The 15,130-nt window shown below is 51.4% G+C and carries 12 protein-coding genes and 1 tRNA gene; 5 read left to right on the top strand and 8 right to left on the bottom strand.

Annotated elements, in window-relative coordinates; genetic code table 11:
* Positions 1–49 precede the first annotated feature (49 nt).
* From ICT70_RS00530 to ICT70_RS00520, 3 genes are read right to left on the bottom strand one after another with little or no spacing between them, the layout of a single operon-like run.
* The gene (locus tag ICT70_RS00530; RefSeq protein ID WP_191153426.1) at positions 50–1,423 is read right to left on the bottom strand and encodes a sodium:solute symporter family protein; all 1,374 of its coding nucleotides are present in this window, start codon (positions 1,421–1,423) and stop codon (positions 50–52) included.
* 39 nt (positions 1,424–1,462) lie between these two features.
* Positions 1,463–3,895, bottom strand: a complete 2,433-nt coding sequence (locus tag ICT70_RS00525; RefSeq protein WP_191153425.1) for a methionine synthase — start codon at positions 3,893–3,895, stop codon at positions 1,463–1,465.
* Positions 3,892–4,815: a homocysteine S-methyltransferase family protein gene (locus tag ICT70_RS00520; RefSeq protein WP_191153424.1), complete on the bottom strand. Its 924-nt coding sequence runs from the start codon at positions 4,813–4,815 to the stop codon at positions 3,892–3,894. The genes ICT70_RS00525 and ICT70_RS00520 overlap by 4 nt, the downstream gene beginning before the upstream one ends.
* Positions 4,816–5,047: 232 nt before the next feature.
* Between ICT70_RS00520 and ICT70_RS00515 the strand changes: the two genes are divergently transcribed.
* The 5 genes from ICT70_RS00515 (at position 5,048) to ICT70_RS00495 (ending at position 10,309) form a co-directional block, all read left to right on the top strand.
* The gene (locus ICT70_RS00515) at positions 5,048–6,586 is read left to right on the top strand and encodes a sensor domain-containing diguanylate cyclase (protein WP_191153423.1); all 1,539 of its coding nucleotides are present in this window, start codon (positions 5,048–5,050) and stop codon (positions 6,584–6,586) included.
* A gap of 191 nt (positions 6,587–6,777) precedes the next feature.
* Positions 6,778–7,860, top strand: a complete 1,083-nt coding sequence (locus ICT70_RS00510) for an ABC transporter permease (protein WP_191153422.1) — start codon at positions 6,778–6,780, stop codon at positions 7,858–7,860.
* Entirely contained in the window at positions 7,860–8,609 is a 750-nt protein-coding gene (locus ICT70_RS00505) for an ABC transporter ATP-binding protein (protein WP_224746718.1), read from the top strand. The genes ICT70_RS00510 and ICT70_RS00505 overlap by 1 nt, the downstream gene beginning before the upstream one ends.
* A gap of 35 nt (positions 8,610–8,644) precedes the next feature.
* On the top strand, positions 8,645–9,727 hold the full coding sequence (locus ICT70_RS00500) for an MlaD family protein (protein WP_191153421.1): 1,083 nt from the start codon (positions 8,645–8,647) through the stop codon (positions 9,725–9,727).
* Entirely contained in the window at positions 9,728–10,309 is a 582-nt protein-coding gene (locus tag ICT70_RS00495) for a PqiC family protein (protein WP_191153420.1), read from the top strand. It begins immediately after the preceding gene.
* A gap of 86 nt (positions 10,310–10,395) precedes the next feature.
* On the opposite strand, the gene gltX is transcribed toward ICT70_RS00495, so the two are convergent.
* The 5 genes from gltX to ICT70_RS00470 form a co-directional block, all read right to left on the bottom strand.
* A complete protein-coding gene (gene gltX / locus ICT70_RS00490; protein ID WP_191153419.1) occupies positions 10,396–11,799 on the bottom strand; it encodes a glutamate--tRNA ligase in 1,404 nt (467 codons plus the stop codon).
* A gap of 49 nt (positions 11,800–11,848) precedes the next feature.
* The gene (gene amrB, locus ICT70_RS00485) at positions 11,849–12,649 is read right to left on the bottom strand and encodes an AmmeMemoRadiSam system protein B (protein WP_191153418.1); all 801 of its coding nucleotides are present in this window, start codon (positions 12,647–12,649) and stop codon (positions 11,849–11,851) included.
* Between the two features lie 26 nt (positions 12,650–12,675).
* On the bottom strand, positions 12,676–13,494 hold the full coding sequence (locus ICT70_RS00480) for a sulfite exporter TauE/SafE family protein (protein WP_191153417.1): 819 nt from the start codon (positions 13,492–13,494) through the stop codon (positions 12,676–12,678).
* Between the two features lie 55 nt (positions 13,495–13,549).
* Positions 13,550–13,623, bottom strand: a tRNA-Cys gene (locus ICT70_RS00475).
* Between the two features lie 102 nt (positions 13,624–13,725).
* Positions 13,726–15,105, bottom strand: a complete 1,380-nt coding sequence (locus tag ICT70_RS00470; protein WP_191153416.1) for a PQQ-dependent sugar dehydrogenase — start codon at positions 15,103–15,105, stop codon at positions 13,726–13,728.
* Positions 15,106–15,130: the final 25 nt, after the last annotated feature.

Raw genomic sequence — 15,130 nt, 5'->3', positions numbered from 1 at the left:
TGGTGTTTTCAGGCAAAGAAGTTAACCGATGAATTAACTCTAACCGACCTTAACTCTTTGTCCCAGGCAAGGGCAGTGTCAACAAAAAGACCAGCAACGACAAACCCAGACCAAAAAACAACGGGGGGATGCCGGTTATGGGGAAAAATCCTAGCAATACGACCGCTGTTGGCGCTACCATAATCGAAACAAAACCGGCCTGACGCCAGTTGGTTTTGGGTAAAAAGACTGCAAAAAGTAAAGGGAAACAGAGGGTGGCCCCGCGCAACCCCATGGACAAAAAACTCCAGTCCATAATCGCAGAACCCAGGTTACTCAGCAGAAGGATAAAAGCTCCAACTACAACAGCCAGGGTGATTAATCGAAATATCAACAATTCGGATGGCTTGTTTTGCAGCCAGTAACGGAGCAGATCGACTTTCAAGGTTGTCGCTACACCCAGGGCGAGGCCTGACGCAGTGCCCACTGCGGCAATCAACAGGGTAGCAAAGGCAATACCGGCAAAACCTGACGGCAAGTGCTGCAGAATAAAGGTTGGCAGCGCCAGGGCGCTCTGGATCTCCGGCATGGTCTGGCGCATAAACAGACCAACCAGAATACCGAACAGCCCTAAAGGAGGAATCAGCGCTGCACTGAGCAGGGTGCCGCGCCGGGCTACACTGCTATTGTTGGCAGAAAAAATTGCCTGCAGATAGGTCTGGGTCGATATAACGCCTACCAGCATCGATACCAAATCAGAGACCCCTTCCTTGATCCCGTACCCAAACAGGCTGAACCAGGGCCAGGCGGCAAAACCTGATGTCAAACCACGCCAACCACCAGCCAGATTAAGGGCAACCAGGCCCGCCACCGCCATAGTCAAGTAGATCAGCACCATTTTGATCATACCGGTCACGCCGGCAGATTTCATCCCGCCACCAAGGGTAAAAAAAGCTACCAGCAGGACAGAGATAGTCGCACTGGCCACCATCGACAGGTCAAAAAGAACTGCCATCACAGCACCACAGGCCAACAGCTGGGCAACAATCTGGATAAACATGCCGGCGGCGGTAAAGAGGCTGGCAGCAGTACGTACCCGTTCACCGTGATACAGGGCAATAAACTCAGGGATGGTCTGGGCTTGACTCTGCCGCAGGGGGACGGCAATAAACAAGCCAAGAAATAAACAGGCCAGTCCGGCTCCCAAGGTAAACCACCAGGCTGACAAGCCATACATAAAGGCCAGCTGGGCGGTACCGATGGTAGAGGCCCCACCGACGAGGGTACCGGTAATGGCACCAAACACATTGAGGCTCGATGCTTTGCGACCAGTCAAGACGTAATCAGCACCATTGGTCGCCCGGGCCTTCCCCCCCCAGGCCAGATAAAAGATGCCGGCCAGGGTTGCGAAGAAAGCCAGAAGAAATGACAGATCCAGGGTCATGGGTCAACCAGAGTGCTGCCATTGCCGGCGAGCAACAGATCAGACCGCAAAATATTTGGCCTGGGGATGATAGGCAACAATCGCCGAGGTGGTCATCTCCGGCACCATTTCAAAGGATTCGGTCAAGCTGACCCCAATCCGCTCGGGATGCAGCAGCTGAAAAACCGGCCCGTGGGCCGCCAGGTCAGGACAGGCGGGATAACCGAAACCGTAACGTGAACCCTGATACCCTTGCGCCACGTAGGCCGTCATGTCGGTATGTCCGGCTTGGATCCCCATCTCGATGCGCATCTGTTCATGCCAGTATTCGGCCAGGGCATCGGTCAATTCGACGCCTAATCCATGGAGCATCAGGTAATCGTGGTAGCTGTCTGCGGCGTAGAGCTCATAGGTAACCCGCGCCAGTTTTTCGCCAATGGTGACGACAAAAAAACCAGCCTTATCCCCACCCTCTTCCTCACTATGATAGAAATCGGCAATACACAAGCCGGCAGCGCTTTGCTGGCGCGGAAAGTCAAAAGTGTAATCCTGCCCATCATGCTGAACGACCAACTGGTTCTCACGACTGAAGCAATTGAAGTAACCATAAGTGACTTTAGGCTCGAACCAGCCATCACTTAACCCTTCGTTTTTAAGTCGCTCGAAGAGGGGCAGGACGGTCTCAGCCTGCAGACGCTCATACTCATCTTTAGCCATCTTTCCACGTCGATAACCCCAACGGCCGCGGAACAGGGCCGGCTGATTGAGATAATTAAAGAGCATCTCCGGGTCGATGTCGAGGACCTGACGGTCACCAATAAAAGGAACTGGTGGGCACTCCCATTGACGGTCAATAACGGCGATCTGTGCACCGGGACGATTGGGAGCAACGGCAGTGTCGGACCAGCTTGTAGATGTTAACTCACCGGCTTCAAAGGCACGGATGGCCTTAAGACCATCGAAAGCATCCGCGCAGTAAACGACCGGAGCCTGATATTGTGGCACGCAATCCAGAGCGACATACTTACGGGTTAACGCGGCGCCACCAAGCAACACCGGCAGGTTGAGGCCGACATCGTTGAACTGGGCCAGATTGTCCTTCATTAATAATGCTGATTTGACCAGCAATCCCGAAAGACCAATAACATCAACCTGATATTCTTTAGCTTTAGCAAGGATTTCCTCAGCCGGAACCTTGATGCCGATATTGAACACCTTGTAACCGTTATTCGTCAGAATGATATCAACCAGATTTTTACCGATATCGTGAACATCACCGGCAACAGTGGCAAGGAGCACCTTGACCTGTCCTTGCTGGTCGAGCTTTTCCATGTAGGGCTCGAGCAGGGCGACGCTGAGTTTCATCACCTCGGCCGACTGCAGAACAAAGGGGAGCAGCAAGTCGCCACGACCGAACAGCTCACCGACCTCACGCATTGCCGGCACCAGCAGGCGATTAACAATATCAAGAGGTTTCCAGCGTCCGCGCAATTCGGCAAGCAGGTCTTCGAGGTCATTCTTGTCGCCTTTGAGCACTTTCTCGCGTAATTGCTCTTCGAGGCGCAACTGCGGAGCATCCTCATTCTGATCGTCATTAGTGGTTGCTTGCTCATAATAATCAATAAATGCCATCAGGGCGTCAGGGTGACGATCGAACAAAAGGTCAAAACAGATCTTGCGGTCCTCTTCACTGATGGCCGAATAAGGCAGGACCTTGGCCGCATCAACGATAGCGGTGTTCAAACCAGCCTCAACCGCTTCATGCAGAAAAATGGAGTTGAGGACCTTGCGCGCGGCCGGGCGCAGCCCGAAACTGACATTACTGACCCCCAGGGTAAAACCAACGCCAGGAAGTTCACGGCGCACCAGCCTGATCGCCTCGAGGGTTTCAATCGCTGAACGGCGCATGGTTTCATCGCCGGAACCGACAGTAAAGGTCAGCAGATCAAACAATAGATCCTGTGGCCGCAGTCCATGGATCGTTACCGCACGATGGTAGATTTCCCGAGCGACAGCCAACTTTCTGACCGAGGTCAAAGCCATTCCTTCTAGATCGATGACCAGTGCGACCACCGCAGCGCCGTATTTTTTTGCCAGTTTGCAGATGCGATCAAGGCTCGCACCGCCATCTTCTAGATTAATTGAATTGATAATGGCACGACCCGGATACAAGGGCAGGACCTTTTCCAGGGTATCGGGGCTGGTGGAATCAAACATCAAGGGGGCCTTGCAGGATCCGGCAAACAACCGGGTCAGCCGCATCATGTCGGTCAACTCATCCCGACCGGCATAGGCAACACACAGGTCAATGACTTGAGCGCCACGGGCTTCCTGATCCAGAGCAACCTTAAGGCAGGCGTTATCATCTTCAGCAATTAGCGCTTCTTTAAAAGCCTTGGAACCATTAGGATTACAACGCTCGCCAATTAACAAAGGCGGGATTTCCTGATGCAACTCTACGGCCTGATAAAGGCTGGCTACCGATGCTTTCATTGAATCACCTCCCGCCGGGCCGGAGTCGTGTCTTTAAGGCGCGCGGCCAAAGCAGCGATGTGGCCCGGACTGGTGCCACAACAGCCACCGACAATGCTGACCCCCTGCCGGGTAACAAAGCGCCACATCTGTTCAGCAAAATCTTCGGGCGTCAAGGGATAATGGGTTTTGCCATCAACAACCTCGGGCATCCCCTGGTTAGGAATCACCGAGATCCGTCCCGGCCAATGCTGACTGAGATAATGAACGTGGGAAACCATGTCTTTGGGACCGGTAGCACAATTCAGTCCCAACGAAAGGACAGGAAAGGGCTCCAGGGTGGCTACAACGGCGGCAATATCGCTGCCGACCAGCATCGTCCCCTGCTGTTCAATGGTCACCGAGGCCAGTACCGGCAGTTCCAACCCGGCAACTTCAAGCATTTCAAATGCAGCAATTAACGCAGTTTTAGTCTGGAGCATGTCCTGACAGGTCTCAATAATCAGGCAATCCACTCCGGCATCCAGCAGGGCAGCAATCTGCTCGGAGGTTGCGGTTTTCAGAGCATCAACATCGATATGGCCCAGAGACGGCAGCTTGGTTCCCGGCCCGACCGAACCGGCAATGAAACGCCCTTCCCTGCCGTCAATGGCCTGTCTGGCAATCTCTACCGCCCGGATATTGATATCCCGCACCTTGTCCTGCAAACCGTACTCAGCCAACACAATACGTGAAGCCCCGAAGGTATTGGTTTCAAGCACCATGGCACCGGCATCAAGCATCTCACCATGAAGTCGCGCGATGTGGTGGGGGGCGGTTACATTGAGGAACTCGTTACATCCTTCACAGCCATTCCATTCTGCCGGGAGAATATTAAACAGCTGAAGATTAGTTCCGCAGGCACCATCGAAGATTAGAACAGGGTATTCCGTCAGTTTCATCAAAAAATCCATAGCGTAGGGTTAGGCCAGAAAACCTCAAGACCAGTGCCGACCAGCACCAGTTGCCCGGCAAAATTGTCGCTATAGTAACTAGAGCCAATGGCCCTGTCCAGCATCAAGATTTATTCCCTTGACATATGTTGAGCAAGATTTATTACCAACGACTAACTATTTATGATAGAATGACGCTAGTCAGTTATCTGAAACGTCATAAAAAATCGGTGGATATACCATGCAAAAAACGTCACAACATGCCAACATCATCAAGTTGATAGAGAATAATCTGCAATTGCCAACTCCCCCTGCGATTGCCGTCAATATCCTGAATGCTGTTCGAAAAGACGAAGCACCCCTTACGGCGCTCGGTGATGTCATAGCCAAGGATCCGGCGTTAACAGCTAAGATGCTCAAGATTGCCAATTCCGGAATGTTCTATTCAAAAGGCAATATATCCAATATTCAACGAGCCATGGTTGCACTGGGAACCGATGTCATCAAGAATATCGCTCTTTCCTTTGTTATCTCTTCTGACTACCGCGACAGTGGAAAATCCGGTTTTAATATGGATCGATTCTGGCAACTGTCGGTAGCAGCCGCTGTGGCCGCAGAACTTTTGTCACGGGAACTGAATCAACAAAACGATAATATTTTTATCACTGCCCTGTTGAAAGATATTGGTATCCTGGTGATCGCCCAGGCAAAAGGCGACATATATAACCGCTTGATCGCAGAAGTTAGTGATAATAATCATCTGGTTAAAGCAGAGAACAACATGTATGGCTATAACCACGCACAAGTCGGATATGCACTGTTGAAGCATTGGAACCTGCCGGACGATATCTGTGAACCGATCCTCCATCATGTTCATCCTGACCGTGCGCCTGAAGAAAACCGACAAACGGCTGGAATCCTTTATTTTGCCGGTGAGCTGGCGTCCCTTTGTCGTGATTACGGAGCCACCACAACCGCCCCGGTGCTGCAGGAACAACTGGAAAAAGATTACGGTCTTACAGATCAACAGACCTACCGTCTGCTTGACGAAACGGCAACGGAAAGTAATGCTATTATTAAGCTGTTTGATATCAAATCAGAACAAATGGTGCCGTATTCAGTGCTTTTACAGCAGGCCAATGCCGAGTTGACGCGTATCAACCTGAGCAAGGAACAGATGGTCCTGGAACTCAATGTTGCCCGGACCAAATCAGAACGGATGACGCGCCGGCTGCAGGAAAGCAATGAACGTCTACGTGAGCTGGTATACCGCGATGGGCTCACCGGGCTCTATAACCATCGTTATTTTCATGAAACCCTGGACAAGGAACTCTCGCGCGCCAGGCGCTATCATTCCTCTCTTTCCCTGATCATCTTTGACATTGATCATTTCAAAAAAACCAATGATCGCTACGGCCACCCGGTAGGTGACGTTATCCTGATGAATATTGCCAAGGCTGTTTGTTTAGCTGTGCGACCCTGTGACATTGTTGCCCGCTATGGTGGCGATGAATTTGCGATTATTCTTCCTGAAACCGGGGCAGAAGGAGCACGGGTCTTTGCCTCACGCTTACGATGCTGTGTTGAAGGGATTGTAACCAATCATCTGGATCAGGTGATATACGTCACCATGAGTGCCGGCTTAACCACGACCACCCCGGAGACCAATGAGGTTTCTAAGGACGAATTGATCTTAGCCACTGATCAGGCCCTGATGCTGTCAAAAAGTAGTGGCAGAAATCAGATATCTACTCTGGATATACGTCACATTGACAGCTGAAGATTGCGCCAGTGGGGTGGAAAAGACCTTTTTTTGGACGAAACAAGACCGATTTCGGACAGAATCCGGCTGGATACCCAGCCGCTAACATGGTAACTTCTTGTTCATTGTGATGAATTCCCCACAATGACAGGGATACCATGGTTGAATCAGTACCTGCAAAATACCGGTTTGAATCCACTGAAAAAGGCATGTTGCTTCATCTTGTTGGCGACTGGTCGTATTCTGCCGGCATTCCTGCCGTCCCTCCTCTTTTACATCACATCAACAACACGAAAACAACGACTATCGCCTTCAATGCGGAGCAACTTCAGGCGTGGGACAGTGGCTTGATGACCTTTCTGATCGAGCTGATCGATCATTGTAAACAAAACAATATCCTGATTGACAAAACGCATCTGCCTCAGGGAGCCAGACGCCTGTTGAAACTGGCCTATGCGGTTCCTGAACGTAAGGGGGCGCGCCGCACGATACTGGGGCAACCGGTGCTGGCGAAAATCGGCACTGTGACGATTGAGATGCATCGTTCCTGGAACGATATGCTGACCTTTATAGGGGATATGGGTAAAGCGACACTCAACCTCGCGCGTGGGCGGGCACGTTTGCGCCTTTCTGATCTGTTTTACCAGATTGAAGCCGCGGGTCCTTCCGCCTTGATGATTATCACTCTGATCAGCACCCTGGTCGGCATGATTCTGGCTTTTGTTGGCGCTGTGCAGCTACGTCTTTTTGGTGCCGAAATCTTTATCGCCAATCTGGTCGGACTGGGGATGGCGCGTGAGATGGGTGCGATTATGACGGCGATCATCATGGCCGGTCGCAGCGGATCGGCCTATGCTGCGCAAATCGGTACCATGCAGGTTAACGAAGAGATTGATGCACTCAGAACCATGGGGATCTCTCCTATTGAATTTCTCGTTTTGCCACGCTTGTTGGCGCTTTGCATCACCATGCCCCTGCTATGTATCTATTCTATCTTTATGGGGATATTTGGCGGTGCTGTTGTCAGTGCCGGTCTTTTTGATGTTTCTTTTTATCAGTATTACCTGCAGATACAGGACTTTGTTGAATTAAAACATTTCATTATCGGAATTCTAAAGGCTGCGGTCTTTGGTGTGCTGGTGGCCGGCTCGGGCTGTTTTCGTGGTTTACAGTGTGGTCGCAGTGCCTCTGCGGTTGGTTTTGCAGCCACTAGTGCGGTCGTTACCTCGCTGGTGCTGATTATCGTTGCCGACGCTATTATTACCGTTGCCTGTCAGGTTCTGGGGGTTTAATGTCACAGTCCACTCACCTTCAGGTAAAAAATCTGACCATGGCTTATGCTGACACAGTGATTCAGCAGAACCTCAGTTTTAGCGTTAAACACGGGGAAATATTTATCATTATGGGGGGCAGCGGATGTGGTAAAAGCACCCTGTTGCGCCACTTGATCGGCTTGATGGAACCGGCCGCGGGCGAGATCCTGATCAATGACATTAATATCTGGGACACCACCGTCGATGAGCGCATACAGATGATCAGCCGCACTGGTGTTCTCTATCAGAGTGGTGCATTATTCAGTTCCATGACCCTCGGCGAAAATATTGCGTTACCTCTTTCCGAACACACATCTTTGGTTTCCTCCGAGATTGAAAAAATTGCTTCCTATAAACTGTCACTGGTTGGGCTGGCTGGATTTGAGGACTACTACCCTTCGGAAATCAGTGGTGGCATGCGTAAACGTGCCGGTCTCGCCAGAGCGATGGCTCTGGACCCCGATATCCTGTTTGTCGATGAACCCTCAGCGGGACTTGATCCGATCAGTGCAAAACTGCTCGACCGGCTGATACTTGAGCTGCGGGAGAGCTTGGGCACAACCATCGTGATGGTCACCCATGAGCTGGAAAGTATTTTTTCGGTAGGTGATACGGCAATTTTTCTGGATACTGATGAAAAAACCATGATTGCATCAGGTCCACCAAAACAGCTATTAACAGAATCTACCGACCCCAGAGTCCGCAATTTTCTCACCCGTAGCGCTTGATCCTGCTACTGCAATCCGGGGGCTAAAGGAACACCATGCATACAAGAAAAAAGGTTGATCCGCGCACGATTGGTATCTTTGTTATCGGTGCCGTTGTCCTGATTGTCGGAGGATTGATTTTTTTTGGCCCCGGCGGACTGTTCACCGAAACCAGTCGTTATGTCATCTATTTCGAAAGCTCGGTTAAGGGCTTAAACGTCGGCTCACCGGTACGTTTTCGCGGGGTCAGGATTGGTCAGGTCAGAGAAATCAGTATCAGGGTTCGCCCCGATGATCTCGAATTTCATATCCCTGTGGTGATTGAACTGGATCCTAAAAAAATCCGGGCAGAAGGATCCGAGCAGGGCCTATTTGAAACATTAAAAACCAGCGTTCAGGCGGAGGATCCTATTTTACCCTTGATCGCTGAAGGCTTAAGAGCTCAGCTGCAGCTTGACAGCTTGTTGACCGGTCAGCTGTTTGTGAATCTGGATATGGTTCCGGAATCACCGACCTCAAAGGTTGACCTGCCGAGCGACTACCCACAGATTCCTGCTATCAGCTCAAGCCTGGCCGAACTGACAAAAACCTTTGAGGATCTTCCCTGGCAGGAGCTGGTCGACAAATTGATGCAATCTGCTGATGGGGTACAGCGGCTGTTTAACTCATCTCATCTCCACAATGCCGTTGAACAATTTGACACCACTGCCGCATTGCTCAACGAGCTGCTGATCGCGATGAACGCCGGGATTCCAGCACTGATGGATAACGTTGAAGAGACATTGAACCGATCGCAAAAATCCCTGACCGGCATCGATGCTAACCTAGAGACGGCGTTCCAAGACATTCGGCTAACCCTCGTATCCGCGAGGCAATCCCTTGCGGCGATGGAGCAACGGGTTGATCCGCTGGCAGAAGCCTTTGATCGTGGCATGGAGGCTTTTACTGAAGCTTCGGACAAGGTCACTGCGTCCATGGGACAGCTCGATTCCCTAACCGCCGAAGACTCTCCCCTGCTGCAGCAGTTCAGCATCACCATGCTGGAACTCAATCGTACCTTGCGCAGTCTGCGCACTCTGGTGGATGAAATTGAACGCAATCCGCAAATACTTTTGCGGGGTCGAACGGTGGAGGAATAAATGAAGATATATCGTTACCTGATCCTGACCCTGATCGTAGTATCAATGTCAGCTTGTATCCAATTGGGAGAATCCGTTGTTCCCAGTCAGTATTATGTCCTCGAATCCATGACCACCACCAACCAATCATATCCAGATAAACATGTAACTATTACGGTTGAACTAACGGAATTTCCTGACTACTTAAAACGTCCTCAAATTGTTCAACAACAACAAAATGTCATTTATTTTACTGATACAAAACGATGGGCGACGGCGCTGGAAGAACAGCTACTATCCCTGATAACCAGTAATCTTGGACTACTACTGCCCCAGGCAACCATCTACATCAACCCCTGGCAGAGCAAACGCCATACAGATCATTCTCTGCAACTATCGGTAAAAAAACTTTCAGGGGTATTGGGGCAACAGACCGATATCGATATTCGCTGGAAAACCGTCGATAAACACGGGGAACAACGCCGCGGCAAATTCATTGATCAGCGACCCATCAATGACAGCTATGAGGAATTTGTTGGATCCTTGAATCGTGGCCTGGAAGAATTGAGCAACATATTGGCGCAGGAACTAGCCAAGCCGTAACCCTGAAGGTCACGGCTTGGCTCGTCAAAAAAAATAGGGTGAATCTACTCCAGTGAAAATAAGGGGCCTGACCAGAATCGAGAGGCTCAACCGTTGCTGATCATCGTCAACACCCGTTCCAGTCGGCTGATCGAGCGCTCCTTACCAAGGATCTGAACAATATCATAAATCCCGGGACTGGCCGTGCCGCCGGTCAATACCACTCGTAGGGGCTGGCCAATCTTGCCGAATTTCAGTCCGGTGGCTTCCATCACTTTGGCAAAGGCCTTTTCAATGGCATCGTGATCAAATGCATTTTGCTGCGCCAGGACATCCCTGACACAGGTCAGCATGCTGTGTTGCTCGATCGTAATAAATTTGGCTTTGGCCACCTCATCAAAAATGACTTCATCACGATAGTAAAAGGCCGCTCCGGCAGCCATTTCAACCAGAGTGGCAGCGCGTTCCTGCAAACTTTTTACGACCGCTACCAGATCGGGACCACCTGCAATACTGACCCCTTCTGCACCAAGAAACGGCAGCAGCAACTGAGCCAGGCGTTCAGGATCACCCGTTTTAATATAATGACTGTTAAGCCACAGCAGTTTTTCCGGATTGAATACACCGGCGGAGCGACCTACCCCTTCCAGGCTGAATTTGTCAATCAGATCGGTCATGCTGAAGATCTCTTCATCCCCCAACGACCAGCCCAGCCGCACCAGGTAATTAACCAGCGCTTCCGGTAAATAGCCCAGATCTTTGTAGGCCATAACCGAGGTCGCGCCGTGACGTTTTGACAGACGCTTCTTATCAGAACCAAGAATCATCGGTACATGGGCAAACTCAGGAACCTGGTAGCCCAGAGCCTGATAGAGCAAAATCTGCCGCGGGGTATTGTTGAGATGATCATCACCGCGCATCACCAGGCTGATGGCCATTTCTGCATCATCCACGACAACAACAAAATTATAGGTAGGACTACCATCGCTGCGCTGAATAATCAGGTCATCCAGTTCTTCATGACGGAAGGTCACTGTGCCCTTGATCCGGTCAGCGACGACAGTCTCACCATCCGGATTGGGCAACTTGAAACGAACAACATGGGGCGCATCAGGGTGATCACTACGTTTGCGACAGGTTCCGTCATACTTGGGCTTACGTCCCTGTTCCATCGCCAGTTCACGCTTGGCGTCAAGTTCCTCCGGAGTACAATAGCAACGGTAGGCCTTGCCTTCATTCAGCAACTGCATGACTTTTTGCTGGTAAAGCCCAAAACGTTCGGTCTGATAATAGGGGCCTTCATCACAGCTCAAACCGAGCCATTCCATGGCAGCCAGAATAGCCTGAACCGATTCTTCGGTTGAACGCGCCAGATCGGTATCTTCGATTCTCAAGACAAAGGTGCCCTGCTCTTTTTTTGCCAGCAGATAGTTAAACAGCGCCGTTCTGGCGCCACCGATGTGCAGATATCCGGTTGGACTGGGAGCAAAGCGTACGCGCAATGTTGACATGAAAACTCCTTGGTTAGAATCAGCTCTTACTTGTCAAACTCTTCAATGCTTAATTCATTATCATACCGGCATAGCCGACAACTCGACTATTATCACCACTCTTTTCTCCGGAATGGCTGTAGCGGATCAGCTCACAGCTGTGAGCTCCCAACAGTTTGGCAGCTTCCATCACCGCAACCACAGCAAACATACCACACATGCTGATCTGCTGATCAGCCACAATACGATAAAGCCGCTGTGGATCAAAGGCGGTCATGGCATCGATGGCCAGACTATCAAGCCGGACATTTTCGGCAGCCGGCAAAAAATGATTCATATCACTGCTGGCAATCAGGAGGACCGGTTCATTCCAGTTGTTAATAGCGCGGGCAATACCTGCACCCAGCTCAATTAACTGTGCCGGGCTGGAATGCGTTATCGCGATGGGAACAACCTGCAACTGCGACTGTACATATTGCAAAAAGGGAAGCAGCACCTCAAGGGAATGTTCCTGCTGATGTGCACTGTCATCCAGTTCCAGTTGAGGAACTTCGTCCAGCAGATGGGAGCGCAATGCTGCTGCAACGGCAACATCCCCCAAAGGGGTGGCCCAGGCATCAACGGCACTGACGGCCATTTGTTTCCCACTGCCGTGATGGTTCGGACCAAGGAGAATCACCTGGTGCGGCACCCGGATACGGGATATCACGTCGCCGGCAACATCACCGGAGTACCCATAGCCGGCATGGGGCAACACCACCGCCGCAGCCTGCTGCTGGTCCTCCTCGCTAACAAAGGTTGCCAGCTGACGTTTTAGTTCAACAGCACTGGCCGGATAAAACAGACCGGCAACAACGGGTTGACGAATCATAACACCTCCAGTGAACGAACAACCTGCTATAGATTAAACACGATCTTAACCCCGATCATCATCAGTACCACGGCAAAAATCCGAATCAGCTTGGTTTGACTGGTTCTACCGGCAAGGCGCACACCCAAACGCGCGCAGACCATGGTTACGGGGGCCACCAGAAGGACGACCAACCAGTTAACATAGCCGATGGAATAAGGGGCAACGGCTAACTGCTGCATACCATGCCAAACATAACCGGAGACCGCAGCGAGGGATGAAACGACAATCAAAGCACTCGAATTGCCAACCGCCAACCGCATCGGTAGATGCAGCAGTAACAGGAGCAGCGGCACGGTGACGATCCCGCCCCCGATACCAAAAAAAGCAGAAAAAGATCCGCCGATAAAACCGACTGCGACAAATTGCCAGGGGCGGGCACAATCAATGCACTCAGGTGGCAGATAGGGTTGCTTGAAAAACAGTAATCGAGCACTGATAACAATCTGCAACAGCCCAAAGAAGACCTTGAGAATACTGCCGGAAACCATGGACGCAATGGTAGCTCCAAGTAATCCGCCAATGATCCCGCCGATGGACAAGTACAGTACCATTTCACCATGGATGTTGCCACGTTTGCGATGGCCGAGGGTACTGCTGACCGCAGTGGGCAGGATAATCGCGAGACTGGTACCAAAAGCGGTATGGACAACCAGCTCAGGAGAAAATCCGGCTACAGGAAAAAGCCACAAAAATAGCGGCACCAGAATAACACCGCCGCCAATCCCCAGCAGTCCGGCCAGAAAACCGGCAATTATGCCGAAGGTGATCGTCAGACTGACAACCTGTGGACTCAGAATATCCATGGGGAAAAACCGAAAAAAAAGTGCCAGCCGTTACAGGCTGGCACTTTTGGGTTACTGGAGGCCCCGAGCAGATTCGAACTGCTGATAAAGGTGTTGCAGACCTCTGCCTTACCACTTGGCGACGGGGCCGATATGCGCCGATCGGGCGTGGAGATTGAAGTACCAAATAGACCGTAGAGTGTCAAGGATAAAATCCTTCCGTTTACAACAAGCGGCAGACAATAAGTCAACTTAACGTCCTTGCTCTAATCCCTGCTTTGTCGCCACAGGCCAGCGAACACGATAGATGGCTTGAGATTGTTCATCGCTGAAAAACAAATCACCCTGTTCTGAAACGGCCAGAGCAATCGGTGCCCCCCATTCAGGATCCCAGCCACGTACAAAATCCATCACCGGCCCGCTGATGGTACCCTGGTCATAGGGTAGACGAATAATTTTCGGACCAGGATGGCTAGCGCGATAGCTGCTGCCACCACACAGGAGGTAGATACTGTTCCGGTACTCCTCGGGCGCGGCTAAGCTGGAACCAAAGACCAGGCCCATGGGTCGGCACAGAGGAGGCAGGTCGACAGTAGCCGGCACACTATCACGACATAAATGCTCCAAACCCAGTAGCGGATCGGGCGTCTGTTGACCATAGCAATAAGGCCATCCGTAGTGTTCCCCGGCACTGATACGATTGAGTTCATCCGGTGGTGGAACCCGTCCCTGCAGTTCACGGCTGATGTCGGTTGCCCATAATTGACCGGTATCCGGGGCCACTGCCAAGCCCAGGCTATTGCGCAAACCATAGGCAAATTCACGAGTTTCACCGGTATCGGGATCAATCCTGACAATGGTCGCCCGCCGTTGATCCTCCTCTTCACAGGCATTGCAGCGTGAACCAATGGACAGATACAGAAAACCATCACTGTCGCTGGTCAGCGCACGCATCCAGTGACCACCGTCATCCGGCAAACCATCCAACAGGATTTTTTCAGTATCAACCAGCAGGTCAAGAGAGGTATCGATCAGTTCGAGCACCTGATAGGGTTCAGCAACAAACAGTCGCCCGTTACTAAAGGCCAAACCGAAAGGACGATCCAAACCGGAATGGTAAAGGATGGGGTGTTCACTCGGTTGCCCTGTGCTGATCTGATCAATCAGATAGATGGCCCCAAGATCCGACAAGGTCACGTACATCCGGTCATCAACAATCAGCATCCGGCGAGCCGGGGCCGGCAGACGGGCAATCAGCTGGATGGTGACGGTTGATGAGCTTGCAAGGGAACGTTCTGTCATGAACGCTGACAATTCATCAACAACCGGGACCTCAATGCTGGCCGGAAAGAAATCAGGAGGGGTTCCCTTAAGAGCGGACAGACGCGGTGTGTGTTGGGGGAAAAATTGATTAAGCAGTGCCAGAGCAGCGATTGCCGTCACCGCCAGGGTGAGCACGGTCGCCCTGATGTGGGTCAGTTTGAGCATTAACCCCATCCCGCTGCCAAGCAGAAAAACCGGCAACAACAGATAGAGTGAGGTACGGCCGAACAGTCCCGTCACCAGAAAGGCGCTGAGCCAGCCGGATAACAGCAGCAGAAACACCATCAGCCGTTGTAGCTGTTTGATCATAAATATGGCCTATGGAATCAAGTGA

This window comes from Pelovirga terrestris, from assembly GCF_014773365.1.
In the GTDB taxonomy this organism is placed as follows: Bacteria; Desulfobacterota; Desulfuromonadia; order Desulfuromonadales; family Geopsychrobacteraceae; genus Pelovirga; species Pelovirga terrestris.
This window is presented reverse-complemented; position numbering and strand designations above follow the sequence as displayed.